Here is a 16,718-nt window from a genome sequence, read left to right on the forward strand (position 1 = left end):
CGCGGACATGACCGCCAAGTTACCTGGACGATCGTCCAGGTAGTGCGGAGGTCTGCGCCACACTTGTCCGACTTAGGCTTCGCTTACCTGGTTACTGGCGAGTAAGAAGGCGTAGGGTCTCGCTCCAAACCGACTGACGGAAGGTCACCACAGCATGGGTGCCGTGCAGCTAATCCTCGGTCTGATCGCCGTCGCGGTCAGTCTCGTGGCCTGGAGCATGTTCGTTCGCACGATCCTGCGAATGGTGAAGGTCGTCCAGTTGGGGCAGCCCGACCCGACCCGCAACGGCCCGTTCGTGCCCAGGATGAAGACGCTGATCACCGAGTTCGCCGCGCACACGCGGATGAACAAGTTCCGGCACGTCGGCTGGGCGCACTGGCTGGTGATGTGGGGCTTCCTGATCGGCTCCGCGGCGCTGTTCGAGGCCTACGGCGAGGTGTTCGTCCCGACCTGGGGCTGGCCGATCCTGGACCACTGGAACCTGTGGCACCTGCTGATGGAGCTGCTGGGCGTGGCCACCATCATCGGCGGGATCGCGCTGGTGGTCATCCGCCAGCGCAACCACCCGCGCCGGGCCGACCGCCAGTCGCGCTTCCAGGGCTCGAACTTCTGGCAGGCGTACTTCGTCGAGGCCGTGGTGATCTTCGAGGGCATCGGCATCCTCGGCGTCCGCGCGGGCAAGGCCGCGCTCGGCGCGCACGAGCTGCCCACCTGGGCCGCGTTCGTGTCCAACCCGCTCGGCGAGATCCTGCCCGCCAGCCCGAACCTGGTCTCCGCGCTGGCGTTCATCAAGCTCATGGGCGCGATGGTCTGGGTCTACGTCGTCGCCAAGTACATGACGATGGGCGTGGCCTGGCACCGGTTCAGCGCGTTCTTCAACATCTACTTCAAGCGCGAGGCCGACGGCGGGGTGGCGCTGGGCGCCCTCAAGCCGATGATGTCCGACGGCAAGCCGCTCGACTTCGAGGAGGCCGACCCGGAGAAGGACGTCTTCGGCGCGGGCAAGGTCGAGGACTTCACCTGGAAGGGCTGGCTGGACTTCACCACCTGCACCGAGTGCGGCCGCTGCCAGTCGCAGTGCCCCGCGTGGAACACCGGCAAGCCGCTCTCGCCCAAGCTGGTCATCACCCAACTGCGCGACCACGCCTACGCCAAGGCGCCCTACCTCCTCGCCGGTGGCAAGAAGGACATGATGGGCGAGGAGATCGGCCTCACCGGCGACAACCCGCACGCGGGCATCGACGTGCTGGCGCTGGCCGAGGCCGAGCGGCCGCTGATCGGCGGCGTGGACGAACTGGGCGTCATCGACCCCGAGGTGCTGTGGTCGTGCACCACCTGCGGGGCCTGCGTCGAGCAGTGCCCGGTGGACATCGAGCACGTCGACCACATCGTCGACATGCGCCGCTACCAGGTGCTGATCGAGTCGAACTTCCCGTCCGAGCTGGGCGGCATGTTCAAGAACCTGGAGAACAAGGGCAACCCCTGGGGCCAGAACGCCAAGGACCGGCTGGCCTGGACCGAGGAGCTGGACTTCGAGGTCCCGGTGTTCGAGGGCGAGCTGAGCGACGACACCGAGTACCTGTTCTGGGTCGGCTGCGCGGGCGCGTTCGAGGACCGGGCGAAGAAGACCACCCGGGCCGTCGCCGAACTGCTGCACACCGCGGACGTGAAGTACGTGGTCCTCGGCTCCGAGGAGACCTGCACCGGTGACCCGGCGCGGCGCGCGGGCAACGAGTTCCTGTTCCAGATGCTGGCCCAGCAGAACGTCGAGGTCATCAACACCGTCTTCGAGGGCCGCGAGGCGGGCAAGCGCAAGGTCGTGGTGACCTGCGCGCACTGCTTCAACACGCTGGCGAACGAGTACCCGCAGCTCGGCGGCAAGTACGAGGTCGTGCACCACACGCAGCTCCTGAACAAGCTGGTGCGCGAGCGGCGCCTGGTGCCGGTGGCCAAGGTCGCCGAGGACGTCACCTACCACGACCCGTGCTACCTGGGCCGCCACAACAAGGTCTACGAGGCACCGCGCGAGCTGGTCGGCGCGTCCGGGGCGAAGCTGCGGGAGATGCCGCGGCACGAGGAGCGCTCCATGTGCTGCGGCGCCGGTGGCGCCCGGATGTGGATGGAGGAGCGGATCGGCAAGCGGATCAACCTGGACCGGGTCGACGAGGCGCTGGGCACCGCGCCGTCGAAGATCGCCACGGGTTGCCCGTTCTGCCGGGTGATGCTGACCGACGGCGTCACCGCCCGCCAGGCCGACGGCGCGGCCGGTGAGCACGTCGAGGTGGTGGACGTGGCGCAGTTGCTGCTCGCCGCGGTCAAGCGGGGCCAGACCGAGCCCGCTGACACCCCGACCGACGAGGTGGGCACCGGCACGCCGCTGCCGGACGAGGACAAGTCGCCCACCGCGGGCAACTGACCTGACCCGAGAAGGGGCCGCGACCTGCTGGTCGCGGCCCCTTCCGCATTTCCGGGTGTTCGCAATGTGGGATGACAGTTCCGCGATGCAGGATAAGTTAGCTACGTTAACGATATGACCGAGACCGCCGACCGCACCCGGAGGCGGTGGCTCGTCCTCGCCGTCGCCGTCGCGGGCCAGGCCGCCACCAGCACCCTCGTCTACGGCCTGCCGTTCCTGATCCCCGCCCTGCGCGCGGCCGAGGGCCTGGACCTCGCCCAAGCGGGCGGCATCACCGTCGCCCCGGTGCTGGGCGTGCTGGTGGCGCTGATCGCCTGGGGCGCGGCGGCCGACCGGTTCGGCGAGCGGGTCGTGATGACCATCGGCATGACCGGCACCGGCGTGGGCGCCCTGGCCGCGGCGCTGCTGCCCGGCATCCCGGCGCTGGCGGCGTCCCTGGTGGTCGCAGGCGTGTTCTCCGCGTCGATCAGCGCGGCCAGCGGCCGGGCGGTGCTGGGCTGGTTCGGGCCCACCGAGCGCGGTCTGGCCATGGGCATCCGCCAGACCTGCCAACCGATCGGCGTCGGCATCGCGGCGCTGGCGCTACCGCCGGCGGCCGGGGCGTTCGGCTACCGGGCGGCGCTGCTGGTACCCGCCGCGCTGTGCCTGGTGTGCGCGGTGCTGGTGGCCCTGGCCCTGCTGGACCCGCCGCGCCAACCCGCGAAATCCGTGGCGGCCACCCGCTCGCCCTACCGCGGCGGGCGGCTGGTGCGGGTGCACCTGGCCAGCGCGCTGCTGGTGGTGCCGCAGTTCGTGGCGGGCACGTTCGCGCTGACCTACCTGGTGTCCGAACAGGACTGGAGCCCGGTGGCCGCGGGCGCGCTGCTGGCAGCGGTGCAGGCCCTCGGCGCGGCGGGCCGGATCGGCGCGGGCGTGTGGTCCGACCGCGTCGCCAGCCGGATGCGGCCGATGCGCACCATCGCCGCCGGGGCGGCGCTGGCCCTGGTGCTGTGGGCGGTCGGCGACCAGGTGGCGCCCTGGCTGGCGGCGGTCGGCCTGGTCGCCACGATGGTCATCTCGGTCACCGACAACGGCCTCGGCTTCACCGCGACCGCGGAACTGGCGGGCCCGTTCTGGGCGGGGCGGGCACTGGGCATCCAGAACACCGGGCAGAATGCGGTGGCCCTCGCGGTCGCCCCGGTCTTCGGCGCGCTGGTGCCCACCGCGGGCTGGGTGTGGGCACTGCTGATCGCGGCGGTCGTCCCGGTGGCGGCGATGGCGCTGACACCGGTGAAGGGCGAGGAGATCGGCTAGGGGCACCGGAGCGCCCCCAGCCGATCCCGGATCAGACGGCGTTGATCGTCTGGGTCAGGACGTTGTTGGCGGGGTCGCTGTCCGGGAAGTCCCCCGGGTGCACGGTCAGGGTGACGTCGGCGGCGGAGAAGGCGTGCTCGACGACGACCTGGGCGCCGATGAACTCGTTCGCCCCCGGGGTGCGGCGCTGCGGGAACTCACCGACGACGCTGCGCCCCTGCACGGTCGAAGGCATCCCACCCGCGCGGTCGACGATGCGCAGGCCCGCCGGAACGGTGAGCGTGGCACCGAGGCGCTCGGGCACGTTGCCGCTGGGGAAGACCGAACCGTAGACCGTGAACGTGTCACCGACGGCGAAGGTCGTCTTGCCCGCGGGCTGCCCCTCGAAGATGATCTGGCTGGTCGACAGGTCGCTGGTTGCCTTGAGGTAACCGACGTCGACGGTCAACGCCTCGGTGGTGAGCGCGTAGCGGTGCGAGTTCCCGGTGACCGGGTCGATCTTGGAGTCGAACGGCTCCCCCGGGAAGCTCTCGACGATGCCCCGGGTGAAGCCGAAACCGCGCTGCGCCAGGTACTGCGGCTGCACGACCGCCTCCCCGCCCAGGGGCAGGTCGTGGGCGCAGTAGCGGCCCGACGCGTCGGTGACCGCCTGGACCAGCATCGGGGTGTTGACGGTGACCTGGACCGCGGGCAGCACGAACTCCCCGCTCTCGCGCATCCCGTCGCCGTCGGCGTCGTCCCAGGCGGTGCCGCAGACCTCGCCGCCGCGCAGCCCGAAGTCGGCGGTCGCGGTCCGGCCGGGGCGCACGCGCACGTCCACGTGGCCCGGGGTGGTGCGCTCGTAGGTCCACCCGGTGCCCACGGCGACCCGGTAGCGGCCGGGCGCCAGGGCGGGGACCTGGTAGGTGCCGTCGGACCCCGCGTACACCTGGGTGCTCTCCCCGGTCGACAGGTTGTCCACGCGGATGCCCGACATCGGGGCCGGGGCGTCGCCGAAGCCCAGGGTCCCGGAGGCGTCCCGGTCGAACCAGACGAGCCCGGAGATGCCCCCGGTGTCCGCCGCAGCGGCCGGGACCGCACCCAGCAGAGCGCCGCCGGTGATCACGGCCGAGACGAAGGCGGTTGCGCCGATCATGGTGTTTCCCCCCAGAGAAGGTGTTTCCTGCTGACGGGGAGAACTCTGGCGGTGCGCCCTGGAAATCGGCACCTGCGCGCCTACAAGCGCGCTGCAAGCCCTGCCGACGGGGGTGGAGGTCCATGCCCGGCCCACCCCGGTCGCCACCCGCGGGACAGGACCGTGTATCCTCTGATCGTCTTGCGGATGTAGTTCAATGGTAGAACATCAGCTTCCCAAGCTGAATACGCGGGTTCGATTCCCGTCATCCGCTCCACGCGCTGAAGAGGGCGGGCCACCCACACCGGGTGGCCCGCCCTCTTCGCGTGCGCGTCAGACCGCGGTGCCGACGATGAAGCCGAGGAACCAACTGGTCAGGCAGAGCCAGGTCGCGGCGCGGGTGGCGGCTGCGGCGGTGAGCAGAAGCTTCATGTGTCCTCCTTGGGGCCCGGTACGGATGAGGGTGCTCCGCTTTCCGGGAGGGGACGCTGACAGCGTGCAGGTGGGCTATGTGCCATTTGGCGGGTCGCCGAGGAAGGCGGTGAGGACCTCGGGGCGGGTGACGAGGATGCGGCCGCGGGCCGGTGGTTCGACGATGCCCCGGTCGCGGAGGAGGGAGATGGCTCGGGCGACCGCGCGCAGGGAGGCGCCGATGGAGTGGGCGATGTCCTGCTGGGTCAGGGGGAGGGTGAGGACCACGCCCTCGGGGGTGCGCACGCCGTGGGCGGGCAGGAGGCGGGCCAGGTAGACCGCGACGCGGCGGTTGACGTCGAGGGTGGCGGTGTCGGTGCGGGCGGTTTCGGCCTGGACCAGGCGGGAGGCCATCTGGCGGGCCAGGCCGAGGGTGATGCTCGGCCGGGTCTCCAGGAGTTCGACGAAGCGCTCGCGGCGCAGTTGCACGGCGGTGATCGCGGTCAGCGTGCGGACGGTGGCCGTGCGGACGGTGGGCGCCTGGGTGCGCTCGCGCAGGGCGGCGAGGTCGCCGAGGACGTCGCCGGGGCCGCGGAAGGCGACCAGGAGTTCGCCGCCGTCGCGGGTGACCGCGTCGACCCGGACCCAGCCGGAGACCAGGACGAGGACGTGGTCGGTGGGGTCGCCCTGGCGCAGGACGACCTCGTCGGCGGGGAAGGTGCGCGGGGTGCCCCGGTCGAGCAGCAGCCGCCGGTCGGCGGGCTCCAGGTGGGCCAGCAGCGAACCGGCGACGGGCTCGGGGTCAGCTCGCCCTGGCACGCATCTGGGCGCGCATCGCGGGCAGGCCGAACTCCCGGACCGCGGTGAGCGCTTCCCTGGACACCCTGGTGAACGGCTTGCCCGCGTCGACCTGCCACCACAGGTCGCCGATCGGCACGCCGCTGCCGACGAGCATCACGTCGCCGATGCGCTCCTGCCAGGCGCCCGCGGTGTGGCCCGCGGCGCGCAGGTACGGCCGGATGCGTAGCTGCGAACTCCACTCGTCGGTGGAGCTGACGCTGAGCGTCAGCGTGAACCTGGTGCTGCGCGGGGTGCTGGTCTGCAGGATGGCGACCTGGCCGACCTGCCCGTCCGCGAGCACCCGGAAGCGCTTGCCCATGCCGGACAGGCCCAGGGCCCGCAGGCCCGGCGCCAGCCCGGTCTCCACCATCAGCCGGAACCACTCGTCCGCGTTGCGGACCGCTCCTGCTTCCAACGCCGCCCCCCTTGCTCGTCGGATTCCCGTTCTTGGCACAGCCCCCACGGCGCGCCCCCGACCGACCCGCCCGCGCGGGCCCCTGGACCCGAACGGGCCCACGGACTCCTCACGGAGAGCGGTTCGCCGCGGAGCGCGTCCCACCGCGCACCCACTGCGCACACCCATTGCGATCGGTCGGTCACCGGGTTTCGGTACGAGCCTAACCCGGTGCACCGACAGTTCCCGCACCCCGCCGGTTGCGGATGAATCACTCTCGTGGATCTGGACAAGCACGGACGGCGACCACCACCATGTCTGTGGCGCGAGTCACAATGGCCATCCCCTTTAGGGGTGACTTTGCGACCGGGTGGTCCGAGACAGAAAACTGCACGTCACGGTATGCCGATGGCGGCGTCACGTAGCACGGTCGAGTGACACCCGGGAGGACACACTGATGCCACGCAGCACCACCCCCAGACCCGTCGGGGGACCCGGCGGCAACGAGGCCGCGGGCCTGTCCCTGGCCCTCGTCGACGGCGTCCCGATGTTCCGCGAGGGGCTGTCGGCCCTGGTCCTGCGGACGAAGGGCCTGCGCTGGCTCGGCGCGACCGACACCCCGCAGGGCGCGCTGCAGTTCGCCGAGCGGTACCGGCCGGACGTCGTGCTGATCGACTCCGGCCTGGACCCGCGCCAGCACCTGAGCCACACGCTGAGCGGGGCGAACCCCGACCTGGCGATCCTCATCCTGGTCCGCGACGGCCACCGCACCACCCAGTACGTGGCGACGGCGATCGCCGCGGGGGTGCACGGCGTGCTCCTCCGCTCGGCCGAACCGCCGCAGCTGCTGGAGGCGATCAGCGCCACGCACCGGGACCGCCGCTACGTCGACCCGGCGCTCGCGGCCACCGTCGCCGCGCCGCGCGCCCGGCTGGCGCAGGTCGGGGAGACCGAGCAGCAGCCGCTGTCCCGGCGCGAGTTCCAGGTCCTGCAGCTCATCGCGGACGGCCTGGAGAACCAGGCGATCGCCAAGATCCTCTACGTCTCGGTGGAGACCGTGCGCACCCACGTGAAGAGCATCCTGAGGAAGCTCTCCGCGCGGGACCGGACGCACGCCGTGGCGGTCGCGTTCAAGATCGGCGTGCTCATCGCACCACCCCTCCGGCGGTCGCCGGACGATGGGACGTGACCGGAAGCACAGGTCCACAACCGCCATCCGAGCGACTTTCCTTGCCGTGGTTACCCGCAAGTAATACCCTGTTGTTACCGGTGAGTAGCACGCTTCTGCTCGCGGCTTGACTTACCCGCACGAGCGTGAGGGACACGGAGCAACCAGATGGGTCACTACAAGAGCAACGTCCGCGACCTCGAGTTCAACCTCTTCGAGGTCTTCGGCGTGCAGGAGCGCCTGGGCAAGGGTGTGCTGGCCGACTCGGACGAGGACACCGCGCGCGGCGCGCTGGCCGAGTTGAACAAGCTCGCCACCGGCCCCCTCGCCGACTCGTTCGCCGACGCCGACCGAAACCCGCCGGTCTACGACCCCAAGACGTTCAGCGCGACGCTGCCCGAGTCGTTCAAGAAGTCCTTCCAGGCCCTCTGGGACGGCGAGTGGTGGCGGCTCAGCCTCAACAACGACATGGGCGGCCTGGGCATCCCGCCGTCGGTGCAGTGGGCCGCGGCCGAGCTGATCCTGGGCGCCAACCCGCCGCTGTTCATGTACCTGGCCGGTCCGAGCTTCGCCATGGTGGTCGACGACAACGGCACCGAGGAGCAGAAGCGCTGGGCCCGGATGATGATCGACGACGCCTGGGGCGCCACCATGGTGCTGACCGAGCCGGACGCCGGTTCGGACGTGGGCGCCGGTCGCACCAAGGCCGTCAAGCAGGACGACGGCTCCTGGCACATCGACGGCGTGAAGCGGTTCATCACCTCGGCCGACCAGGACATGACCGAGAACATCATGCACCTGGTGCTCGCCCGCCCCGAGGGCCACGGCCCCGGCACCAAGGGCCTGAGCCTGTTCCTGGTGCCGAAGTTCCTGTTCGACCCGAAGACCGGTGCCAAGGGCGAGCGCAACGGCGCCTTCGTCACCAACGTCGAGCACAAGATGGGCATCAAGGCGTCCACCACCTGCGAGCTGACCTTCGGCCAGCACGGCGTCCCGGCCAAGGGCTGGCTGCTGGGTGAGGTGCACAACGGCATCGCGCAGATGTTCCAGGTCATCGAGTACGCCCGGATGATGGTCGGCACCAAGGCGATCGCCACGCTGTCCACCGGCTACCTCAACGCGCTGGAGTACGCCAAGGAGCGCGTGCAGGGCGCCGACCTGCCGAACATGCTGGACAAGACCGCGCCCCGGGTGACGATCACCCACCACCCGGACGTGCGCCGCTCGCTGATGCTGCAGAAGGCCTACGCCGAGGGCCTGCGCTCGGTGTACCTGTACACGGCGACCTTCCAGGACCAGATCTGGACCAAGGACGGCGACGAGGACGCGCTCAAGCTCGCCGAGCGGGTCAACGACCTGCTGCTGCCGATCGTCAAGGGCGTCGGCTCCGAGCGGGCCACCGAGCAGTTGGTGCAGTCGCTGCAGACGCTGGGCGGCTCCGGCTTCCTGCAGGACTACCCGATCGAGCAGTACATCCGCGACGCCAAGATCGACTCGCTGTACGAGGGCACCACCGCCATCCAGTCGCTGGACTTCTTCTTCCGCAAGATCGTCCGCGACAAGGGCCAGGCGCTGGCGTTCCTGGCCGGGGAGATCGGCAAGTTCATCGAGGCCGAGGGCGGCAACGGGCGGCTCAAGAACGAGCGCGCGCTGCTCAAGCAGGCGCTCGAGGACGTCCAGGGCATGCTGGGCTCGCTGATCCAGTACCTCACCGCCTCGCAGGAGGACCCGCAGAGCATCAACAAGGTGGGCCAGCACAGCGTCCGCCTGCTGATGGCCACCGGCGACCTGCTGGTCGGCTGGCTGCTGCAGCGGCAGGCCGAGGTCGCGATCGCCAAGCTCGACGGCGGCGCGGCGGGCAAGGACAAGGCCTTCTACGAGGGCAAGGTCGCGGTGGCGTCGTTCTTCGCCAAGAACGTGCTGCCCGAGCTGTCGGCCGGTCGCAAGATCGTCGAGGGCGCGGACAACGACCTGATGGAGCTGGACGAGTCGGCGTTCTGAGGACGCCGGTCCCACAGCGCTGACGACGGCCCCCGGGTTCCCACCCGGGGGCCGTTGCGCGTCCACACTCGATCTGCTGACCTCTTCGGAAGTCAGAGGTCGCGGTAAACCTCACGGCGGTGGGCGACCCGTACGACAGTCACCACCACCCTGGTGTCCTCGACCTGGTAGACGACGCGGTAGTCGCCGACCCGGATGCGCATGACCCCGGAGGGCAGGCCGGTGAGTGCCCGACAGCCGAAGGGGCGCGGGTCACTGCCCAGCGCCGTCACCGCCAGCGCGATCCGCCTGCTGGCCTGTTTATCCAGTTTGCGCAGCTCTCGGAGTGCTGCCGCTGTCCACTCGATCTCGTAGAGCACCGGTCAGGCAGCACCGAACTCAGCAAGGACATCCCGGTGGGATGTGCGCGCCTCGGCAGATGCCAGCGCCTCTTGGGCCGCAGCCAGATCGGCTTCGTCCTCCGCCACTTCCAGCCGTCGAAGGTCCTCGATGGAGACGACAGCGGCCACCGGACGACCGTGCCGGGTCAGGATGGTGCGCTCGTGGGCGTGCTCGACCTTGGCCACCACCTCACCGAGGTGGTCCCGGGCTTCACTTATCGGCAACTCGGACATATGCCAAATCGTACAAAATGGGGACTTGATTCGCCAGTCCCGTGAGCCAGTCCGCTGGATCACCCACCAACGGACAAGGTCATCTTTCCTACCATATGGACGTTGGAACACCCCTTTTCAGGCTTGTGTTGACTCTGCCTGTGACATCAACGCAACGCCTGCCGCGGGTCCGAGCGGCCGAGTTGGTCGGTCGGGGCTGGCTGAACACCGGTGGGCGGGACCTGCGCCTGGGGGACTTCCGCGGCAAGGTGCTGCTGCTCGACTTCTGGACCTTCTGCTGCATCAACTGCCTGCACGTCCTCGACGAGCTGCGCCCGCTGGAGGAGGAGTTCGCCGACGTCCTGGTGACGGTGGGCGTGCACTCGCCGAAGTTCGCGCACGAGGCGGACCCGGTGGCGCTGGCGGCGGCCGTGGAGCGGTACGGGGTGCACCACCCGGTGCTCGACGACCCGGAGCTGACGACGTGGCAGGCGTTCGCGGTGAAGGCGTGGCCGACGCTGGTGGTGGTCGACCCCGAGGGGTACGTCGTGCACGTCGCCGCGGGGGAGGGGCACGTGGAGGCGTTGCGGCGGGTGGTCGCGGAGGTGGTGACCGTCCACGAGGCGAAGGGGACGCTGCACCGGGGGGACGGGCCGTACGCGCCGCCCGTGCCGGAGGTGACCGAGCTGCGGTTCCCGGCGAAGGCGGTGGACTCCGGGAACGGCACGATCCTCGTCGCCGACACCGCGCACCACCGGGTCGTGGAGGTGGACCGGGACGGGGAGACGGTCCTGCGCGCCTTCGGCACCGGGGAGCGCGGGCGGGCGGACGGCGTGGACGCCACGTTCTCCGAACCCTCCGGTGTGGCCGTGCTGCCGGACGCGGTCGCCGAGGTGGTGGGGTACCGGTTCGTGGTGGCGGACACGGTGAACCACCTGCTGCGCGGGATCGATCCGGTGACCGGCGCGGTGTCGACGGTGGCGGGGACCGGGGCGCAGTGGCGCAACGGGCCGACCGACGGGCCCGCGACCTCGATCGACCTGACCAGCCCGTGGGACCTGGTGTGGTGGGAACCCGCCGGTGGCGTGGTGGTCGCCATGGCGGGCAACCACACGCTGGGGCTGTTCGACCCGGTGGCGGGGACCGTGCGCAGGTTCGCCGGGACGACGGTGGAGGGCCTCAACGACGGGCCCGCCGCCGAGGCGTTCTTCGCGCAGACCTCCGGCCTCGCCGCCACCGGGGACCGGTTGTGGCTGGTCGACGCGGAGACCTCCGCGCTGCGCTGGGTGGACACCGCTTTCACCGTGCACACCGCCGTGGGCAAGGGGTTGTTCGACTTCGGGCACCGCGACGGCGACGCGGACCAGGCCCTGCTGCAGCACCCGCTCGGGGTGACCGCGCTGCCCGACGGGAGCGTGGTCGTCGCCGACACCTACAACGGGGCGCTGCGCCGGTTCGACCCGGTGACCGGGCGGGTGAGCACGTTGGCGACCGGGTTGGCGGAGCCGTCCGGGGCGGTGCTGGTCGACGGGGAGCTGCTGGTCGTGGCCTCCGCCGCGCACCGGTTGGAGCGGCCGGTGGCCGCCGCGCGGCTCGTCGACGGGCAGGCGCACCAGGTCAAGCGGCCGCCGACCGACATCGCCGCGGGTGAGCTGGAGCTGGCCGTGGTGTTCGAACCGCCGCCGGGGCAGAAGCTCGACCTGCGGTGGGGGCCGTCGACGCGGTTGGAGGTCACCTCCTCGCCGCCGGGGCTGCTGGCCGAGGGGGGCGGTGCGGGGACGGACCTGAGCAGGCGGCTGGTGGTGGCCGAGGGGTTCACCGAGGGGGTGCTGCACGTGGTGGCGCAGGCCGCGAGCTGCGACGACGACGGTGCCGAGCACGGGGCGTGCCACCTGACCAGGCAGGACTGGGGGGTGCCGGTGCGCGTGGGGCCGACCGGACCGGGCCGGTTGGCCCTGGTGCTCGGCGGGCTCGACCGGAACTGATACCACGGCTGCGGGTCGCCTGCGAGTGGACGGTTACCATTCCAGCGGTGGAACACAAGCTCGAGATCCAGATGCTCCAGGACCGCCTGCTCGTCCGCCTCTCCACCGAGGACGGCGAGCGGCGCAGCACCGGCGGCATCGTGATCCCGGCCACCGCGCAGATGGCCCGACGACTGGCCTGGGGGGACGTGCAGGGCGTTGGCACCAGCGTCCGCAACATCCAGGTGGGGGACCGGGTGCTGTTCAACGCCGAGGACCAGCACGAGGTCGAGGTCCACGGCCAGACCTACCTGGTGATGCGCGAGCGCGACGTCCACGCGATCGCCAGCGAGCGCACCGAACACGGAACCGGGTTGTACCTGTAACGGAAGGGTGAGCCGTGCCCGACGAGCACAACTGGCCTGGGTCGAACGGCCCGCACTGGCCGGAATCGCACGCCGAGCAGACCGATCTGCTGCCGAAGGTCCCCGCCCCCGCGGGCGGCTGGGACGCCGCCACCGAGCGGTTCGGCCCTTCCGGCGCACCGGTGTCCGGGTCGCTCCCCGAGGAGCCCCCGGCCAAGGCGCGCAACCGGCGCAAGCCCGCGATCATCGCGGGTGCGGTGTTCGGCGCGCTCGTGGTGCTCTACGGGCTCGACCTGGCGCTGTCCTCCGGCAACGTGCCGCGCGGGGTCAGCGTGGCGGGGGTCGAGGTCGGCGGCCTGTCCCACGGGGAGGCCGAGAAGGTCCTGCGCGAGCGGATCGGCCCCCGGCTGTCGCGGCCGGTGTCGGTGCGCGCGGGTGACGTCGAGCAGCAGCTCGACCCGGCGGCCACCGGGCTGACCCTGGACTGGTCGGCCACCCTGGAGCAGGCGGGCGACCAGCCGCTCAACCCGATCACCCGGATCGGCTCGTTCTTCAGCAGCTCCGAGGTCGGCGTGGTCACCGGAACCGACGAGCAGAAGCTGACCGTGGCGATGGAGAAGCTGCGCGCGGAGACCGCCAAGGACCCGGCGGAGGGTGGCATCCGCTTCGACGGCGCCACCGCGGTCGCGGTCGAGCCGGTGCCCGGCCAGCAGTTGCGGGTCGACCCCGCGCGCGAGGCCCTGGTGTCGAGCTGGGCCGACGGGCAGACCGTCGAGCTGCCGGTGGACACCACCCCGGTCAAGACGACGAAGGAAGCCGTGCAGGCGGCGTTCGAGCAGGTCGCCAAGCCCGCGGTGTCCGGCCCGGTGATCGTCAAGGGCGAGGGCAAGGACGCCACCATCGAACCCGCCGTCATCGCCACCGCGCTCACCTTCGAGGTGGCCGAGGGCGGCGCGCTCAACCCGAAGGTCGACAACGCCAAGGTCGTCGCCGCGGTCCAGCCGCAGCTCGCCTCCACCGAGAAGGAGGGCAAGGACGCGCAGGTGGTCTTCGAGGGCGGCGCCCCGACGGTCACGCCCTCGGTGGACGGCCTGGGCGTCAAGTACGACACCGCGTTCAACACCCTGCTCGACGTGCTGAAGAAGACCGACGGCCGCGAGATCAAGGTGGAGTACACCAAGAAGCCCGCCGCCGTGACCACCGAGCAGGCCAACCAGTTCGGGGTCAAGGAGGTCATCGGCGAGTTCTCCACCAAGGGCTTCGCCGCCGACTCCGGCGTCAACATCCGCGTGGTGGCGGAGAAGGTCAACGGCGCCATCGTCAAGCCCGGGGAGACGTTCAGCCTCAACGGTTTCACCGGTCCGCGCACCGCCGCGCAGGGCTACGTCGAGGCGGGCGTCATCAAGGACGGTGCCCCCGGCCGCGAGGTCGGCGGCGGCATCTCCCAGTTCGCCACGACGCTCTACAACGCCTCGTACTTCGCGGGCCTCAAGGACGCGGGCCACAAGGAGCACAGCTACTACATCAGCCGCTACCCGGCCGCCCGCGAGGCCACGGTCTTCCAGAACCACGACGGCAGCAGCGTCATCGACCTCAAGTTCACCAACGACGCCCCGACCGGGATCGCCATCCAGACCATCTGGACGTCGAACTCGATCACGGTGAAGATCTGGGGCACCAAGCGCTACACCGTCGAGTCGATCCCCGGCGCCCGCAGCGCCGAGACCGCGCCGCAGGAGAAGCCCGGCCCCACCACGGGCAAGTGCTCCCCGAGCAACGGCGCCCCCGGCTTCACCACCTCCGACACCCGGGTGCTCAAGGACGCGGCCACCGGCCGGGAGGTCCGCCGCGACACCCGCACGGTGAAGTACAACCCGCAGCCCAAGATCGTCTGCCCGCCCGCGGCCCCGGCAGGCTGAGCCGAACGGCCCAACGTCGTTTGAGGCCGCCCACCGGGTGAAACCTCCTCGTCGTCCTGATGGACCCGAGGAGGTTTCACCGATGACGAGCATGTCCGGCACGGCCCGCCGCGCCCAGGAGAACAACGGGGTCAAGGTGTTGGGCCGGGCGGGCATGGCCTGCTTCGGCCTGGTGTACCTGATCGTGGCCTACCTGGCGGTGCGCATTGCCGTCGGCGGCGGTGGTCAGGAGGCGGACCAGAACGGTGCGCTGAGCGAGATCTCCAGCACCACCTTCGGTTCGGCGGTCCTGTGGGTCCTCGCGGTGGGGCTGTTCGCCTTCGGCGTCTGGCAGCTCCTGATGGCCGCCGTCAGCTACCACTGGGTGGAGGAGGGCCGCAAGCGCACCTTCAAGCGCGTCGGCGCCGCGGTCCGCGGTGTCGTGGGCATCTCCCTGGGCGTCGCCTCGATCCGCTACGCCACCGGCGGCGGCAGCCAGGGCGGCGACGACAAGCAGCAGGAGTGGACGGCCAAGGTGCTGGAGCTGCCCGCGGGCCGGTTCCTGGTCGGCGCGGTGGCGCTGGTCGTGATCGGTGTCGGCGTGGCGAGCATCGTTTCCGGTGTGCGCAAGTCGTTCATGAAGGACCTGGACACGAGCGAACTGCCCGCCGGGTCGCGCACCTGGGTGGAGCGCCTGGGCATGGTCGGCAACATCGCCAAGGGCGTGGGCATCGCCATCGTGGGCGTCCTGCTGGGCTTCGCGGCCGTGGACTCCAACGCGGGTGAGGCGGGCGGGCTGGACAAGGCGCTGCGGACGCTGGCGGAGCAGCCCTTCGGCACGGCCCTGCTGATCGCGGTCGCCCTGGGCTTCGCCGCCTTCGGCGTCTACTGCCTGGCCGCCGCGAAGGCGCACCGCACGTAGGACTCGAACGGCGAGAGCCCCGACCGCGTCTCGCGGGTCGGGGCTCTTGTCTTTTCAGCGAATGTCGTCTCCGGCGAGCGGGTCAGGACTCGGCGGCGGCCTTCAACCGCTCCAGCGTGACCTCGATGTTCCGCTGGTTCTGCGCGACGCGGTCCCGGACCCCGGTCCCCAGCACCGTGATCGGCAGGTACCACGACGGCCGCCGGTCCCAGGTGCTCTCCGTCAGCGTGCACCCACCGGCACCCGGCTCGATGTCGTACTGCCACCGCGACACCGGCAACCCGAACGACTTCACCTCGAAGGCGAACCGGTTCGGCGCCGCGTCGGTCACCGTCGACGTGGTGGACCACCGCCGCCACCCCCGCCGGTTCGACCCGCGGAACCGGGCCCCCACCGCGGCTCCCGACGCCCCGTCGAGCCACGTGCCGCCGGTGAACTCCTCGGCGGCGGAAGCCATCCCCGGCAGGTCGCTCACCAGCGCGTACACCCGCTCGGCCGAGGCGGAAACCTCCACGCAAGCCCGTGCGGTCGGCTCGGTCACCTAGTCCTCCTCGGTCGGCGGGCGCCTGGTGACGAACACCAGCGGCGCCGTCTCGACCAGTCGATGCCCGGCGCGCGCCTCCTCCACCATCTGCGCCGCGGCGGTGTCGCCGAGTTCCGCGCGCAGCTCCCGCTCGTGCCGCAACCACAGGTCGAACAGGCGCAGCCACCGCGCGTTCGCCCCCTCGTGCACCAGGCGGTCCTCCAGCACCAGCCCGGCCTTCTCCACCATCGCCGTCCAACTCGACGCGCCCTCGCGGCCGGTGAACACGAACCGCGCGCCCGGCCGCAGCACCCGGCAGACCTCGGTCAGCGCCGCCAGCCGGTCCTGGGCGAACGGCAGCGCGTCGATGCTGACCGCGCCGTCCACGCTGGCGTCCTCCAGGGTCGTGGCGTCGAACGAGCCGCGCTGGAAGTGCGCCCGGCCGAGCAGGCCGAAGCTCTCCGCCCGAGCCGCGGCTGAGCGCAGGGCGGCGGGGGAGAAGTCGATGCCGACCAGGCGGGTGGCGGTGGCCCTGGCGAGCCACAGGCCGGGACCGCCGCGACCGCAGCCGAGGTCGGCCAGGAGCTGGCCGGGCGAGAGCTTGAGCGCGCCCACCACCGTGCCCAGCAGCCACCAGGAGCAGGAGCTGAACGTCTCCAGCTCCGCCGGGCAGTCGTCGCCGAATGCCTCGGCGTAGAGGCGGTGGGTGAGCGGGGTGGTGTTCCCGGTCTCCGCTTCGACCGCGGTCATCGGGCGGCTCTCGCGGCAGTCACAGCTATCACATCGTCGGACGTTACCCTCAGCGGTCGGGCGGTC

At 71.1% G+C, this 16,718-nt stretch carries 15 protein-coding genes and 1 tRNA gene; 9 read left to right on the forward strand and 7 right to left on the reverse strand.

Annotated elements, in window-relative coordinates:
* The first annotated feature begins 154 nt into the window (after positions 1-154).
* Together DFQ13_RS17665 and DFQ13_RS17670 are read left to right on the forward strand one after the other, a co-directional pair.
* A complete protein-coding gene (locus DFQ13_RS17665) occupies positions 155-2,416 on the forward strand; it encodes a (Fe-S)-binding protein (RefSeq protein WP_110080612.1) in 2,262 nt (753 codons plus the stop codon).
* Positions 2,417-2,530: 114 nt separating this feature from the next.
* A complete protein-coding gene (locus DFQ13_RS17670; RefSeq protein WP_110080613.1) occupies positions 2,531-3,709 on the forward strand; it encodes an MFS transporter in 1,179 nt (392 codons plus the stop codon).
* Between the two features lie 31 nt (positions 3,710-3,740).
* Here the strand turns inward: DFQ13_RS17670 and DFQ13_RS17675 are convergent, their stop codons facing one another.
* Positions 3,741-4,844: a carboxypeptidase regulatory-like domain-containing protein gene (locus DFQ13_RS17675; protein WP_110080614.1), complete on the reverse strand. Its 1,104-nt coding sequence runs from the start codon at positions 4,842-4,844 to the stop codon at positions 3,741-3,743.
* 182 nt (positions 4,845-5,026) lie between these two features.
* Between DFQ13_RS17675 and DFQ13_RS17680 the strand changes: the two genes are divergently transcribed.
* Positions 5,027-5,100 (forward strand) — tRNA-Gly (locus tag DFQ13_RS17680).
* 230 nt (positions 5,101-5,330) lie between these two features.
* On the opposite strand, the gene DFQ13_RS17685 is transcribed toward DFQ13_RS17680, so the two are convergent.
* Both DFQ13_RS17685 and DFQ13_RS17690 read right to left on the reverse strand, forming a co-directional pair.
* Complete coding sequence (locus tag DFQ13_RS17685; protein ID WP_110080615.1) at positions 5,331-6,053, reverse strand: Crp/Fnr family transcriptional regulator; 723 nt, start codon at positions 6,051-6,053, stop codon at positions 5,331-5,333.
* Positions 6,037-6,489 (reverse strand): DUF4304 domain-containing protein, encoded by a 453-nt coding sequence (locus DFQ13_RS17690; protein WP_181400033.1) that lies wholly within the window; start codon positions 6,487-6,489, stop codon positions 6,037-6,039. Before DFQ13_RS17690 ends, DFQ13_RS17685 begins: the two co-directional genes overlap by 17 nt.
* Before the next feature lie 436 nt (positions 6,490-6,925).
* Between DFQ13_RS17690 and DFQ13_RS17695 the strand changes: the two genes are divergently transcribed.
* Both DFQ13_RS17695 and DFQ13_RS17700 read left to right on the forward strand, forming a co-directional pair.
* Positions 6,926-7,657 (forward strand): LuxR C-terminal-related transcriptional regulator, encoded by a 732-nt coding sequence (locus DFQ13_RS17695; RefSeq protein WP_035285440.1) that lies wholly within the window; start codon positions 6,926-6,928, stop codon positions 7,655-7,657.
* A 147-nt stretch (positions 7,658-7,804) separates the two neighbouring features.
* Positions 7,805-9,637 carry an acyl-CoA dehydrogenase gene (locus tag DFQ13_RS17700; protein ID WP_035285439.1) on the forward strand — a complete coding sequence of 611 codons (1,833 nt, stop codon included), beginning with the start codon at positions 7,805-7,807 and terminating at the stop codon, positions 9,635-9,637.
* A 92-nt stretch (positions 9,638-9,729) separates the two neighbouring features.
* Here the strand turns inward: DFQ13_RS17700 and DFQ13_RS17705 are convergent, their stop codons facing one another.
* Positions 9,730-9,996 (reverse strand): type II toxin-antitoxin system RelE family toxin, encoded by a 267-nt coding sequence (locus DFQ13_RS17705; protein WP_035285438.1) that lies wholly within the window; start codon positions 9,994-9,996, stop codon positions 9,730-9,732.
* Between the two features lie 3 nt (positions 9,997-9,999).
* On the reverse strand, positions 10,000-10,251 hold the full coding sequence (locus tag DFQ13_RS17710; RefSeq protein WP_035285436.1) for a type II toxin-antitoxin system Phd/YefM family antitoxin: 252 nt from the start codon (positions 10,249-10,251) through the stop codon (positions 10,000-10,002).
* Positions 10,252-10,346: 95 nt separating this feature from the next.
* Here DFQ13_RS17710 and DFQ13_RS17715 point away from each other — a divergent pair, with 95 nt between their 5' ends.
* From DFQ13_RS17715 to DFQ13_RS17730, 4 genes are all read left to right on the forward strand, one after another.
* Entirely contained in the window at positions 10,347-12,215 is a 1,869-nt protein-coding gene (locus tag DFQ13_RS17715; protein WP_110080617.1) for an NHL domain-containing thioredoxin family protein, read from the forward strand.
* Between the two features lie 71 nt (positions 12,216-12,286).
* Complete coding sequence (locus DFQ13_RS17720) at positions 12,287-12,580, forward strand: GroES family chaperonin (RefSeq protein ID WP_084176032.1); 294 nt, start codon at positions 12,287-12,289, stop codon at positions 12,578-12,580.
* 14 nt (positions 12,581-12,594) lie between these two features.
* Positions 12,595-14,478, forward strand: coding sequence for a VanW family protein (locus DFQ13_RS17725; protein WP_110080618.1), 1,884 nt, complete (start codon positions 12,595-12,597; stop codon positions 14,476-14,478).
* An 82-nt stretch (positions 14,479-14,560) separates the two neighbouring features.
* The gene (locus DFQ13_RS17730) at positions 14,561-15,379 is read left to right on the forward strand and encodes a DUF1206 domain-containing protein (RefSeq protein WP_407643176.1); all 819 of its coding nucleotides are present in this window, start codon (positions 14,561-14,563) and stop codon (positions 15,377-15,379) included.
* An 82-nt stretch (positions 15,380-15,461) separates the two neighbouring features.
* On the opposite strand, the gene DFQ13_RS17735 is transcribed toward DFQ13_RS17730, so the two are convergent.
* Positions 15,462-15,920: an SRPBCC family protein gene (locus DFQ13_RS17735; RefSeq protein ID WP_110080619.1), complete on the reverse strand. Its 459-nt coding sequence runs from the start codon at positions 15,918-15,920 to the stop codon at positions 15,462-15,464.
* On the reverse strand, positions 15,921-16,652 hold the full coding sequence (locus tag DFQ13_RS17740; RefSeq protein ID WP_052021466.1) for a class I SAM-dependent methyltransferase: 732 nt from the start codon (positions 16,650-16,652) through the stop codon (positions 15,921-15,923). It abuts the gene before it with no gap.
* Between the last annotated feature and the right edge of the window lie 66 nt (positions 16,653-16,718).

Source organism: Actinokineospora spheciospongiae (assembly GCF_003182415.1).
GTDB classification, from domain to species: domain Bacteria; phylum Actinomycetota; class Actinomycetes; order Mycobacteriales; family Pseudonocardiaceae; genus Actinokineospora; species Actinokineospora spheciospongiae.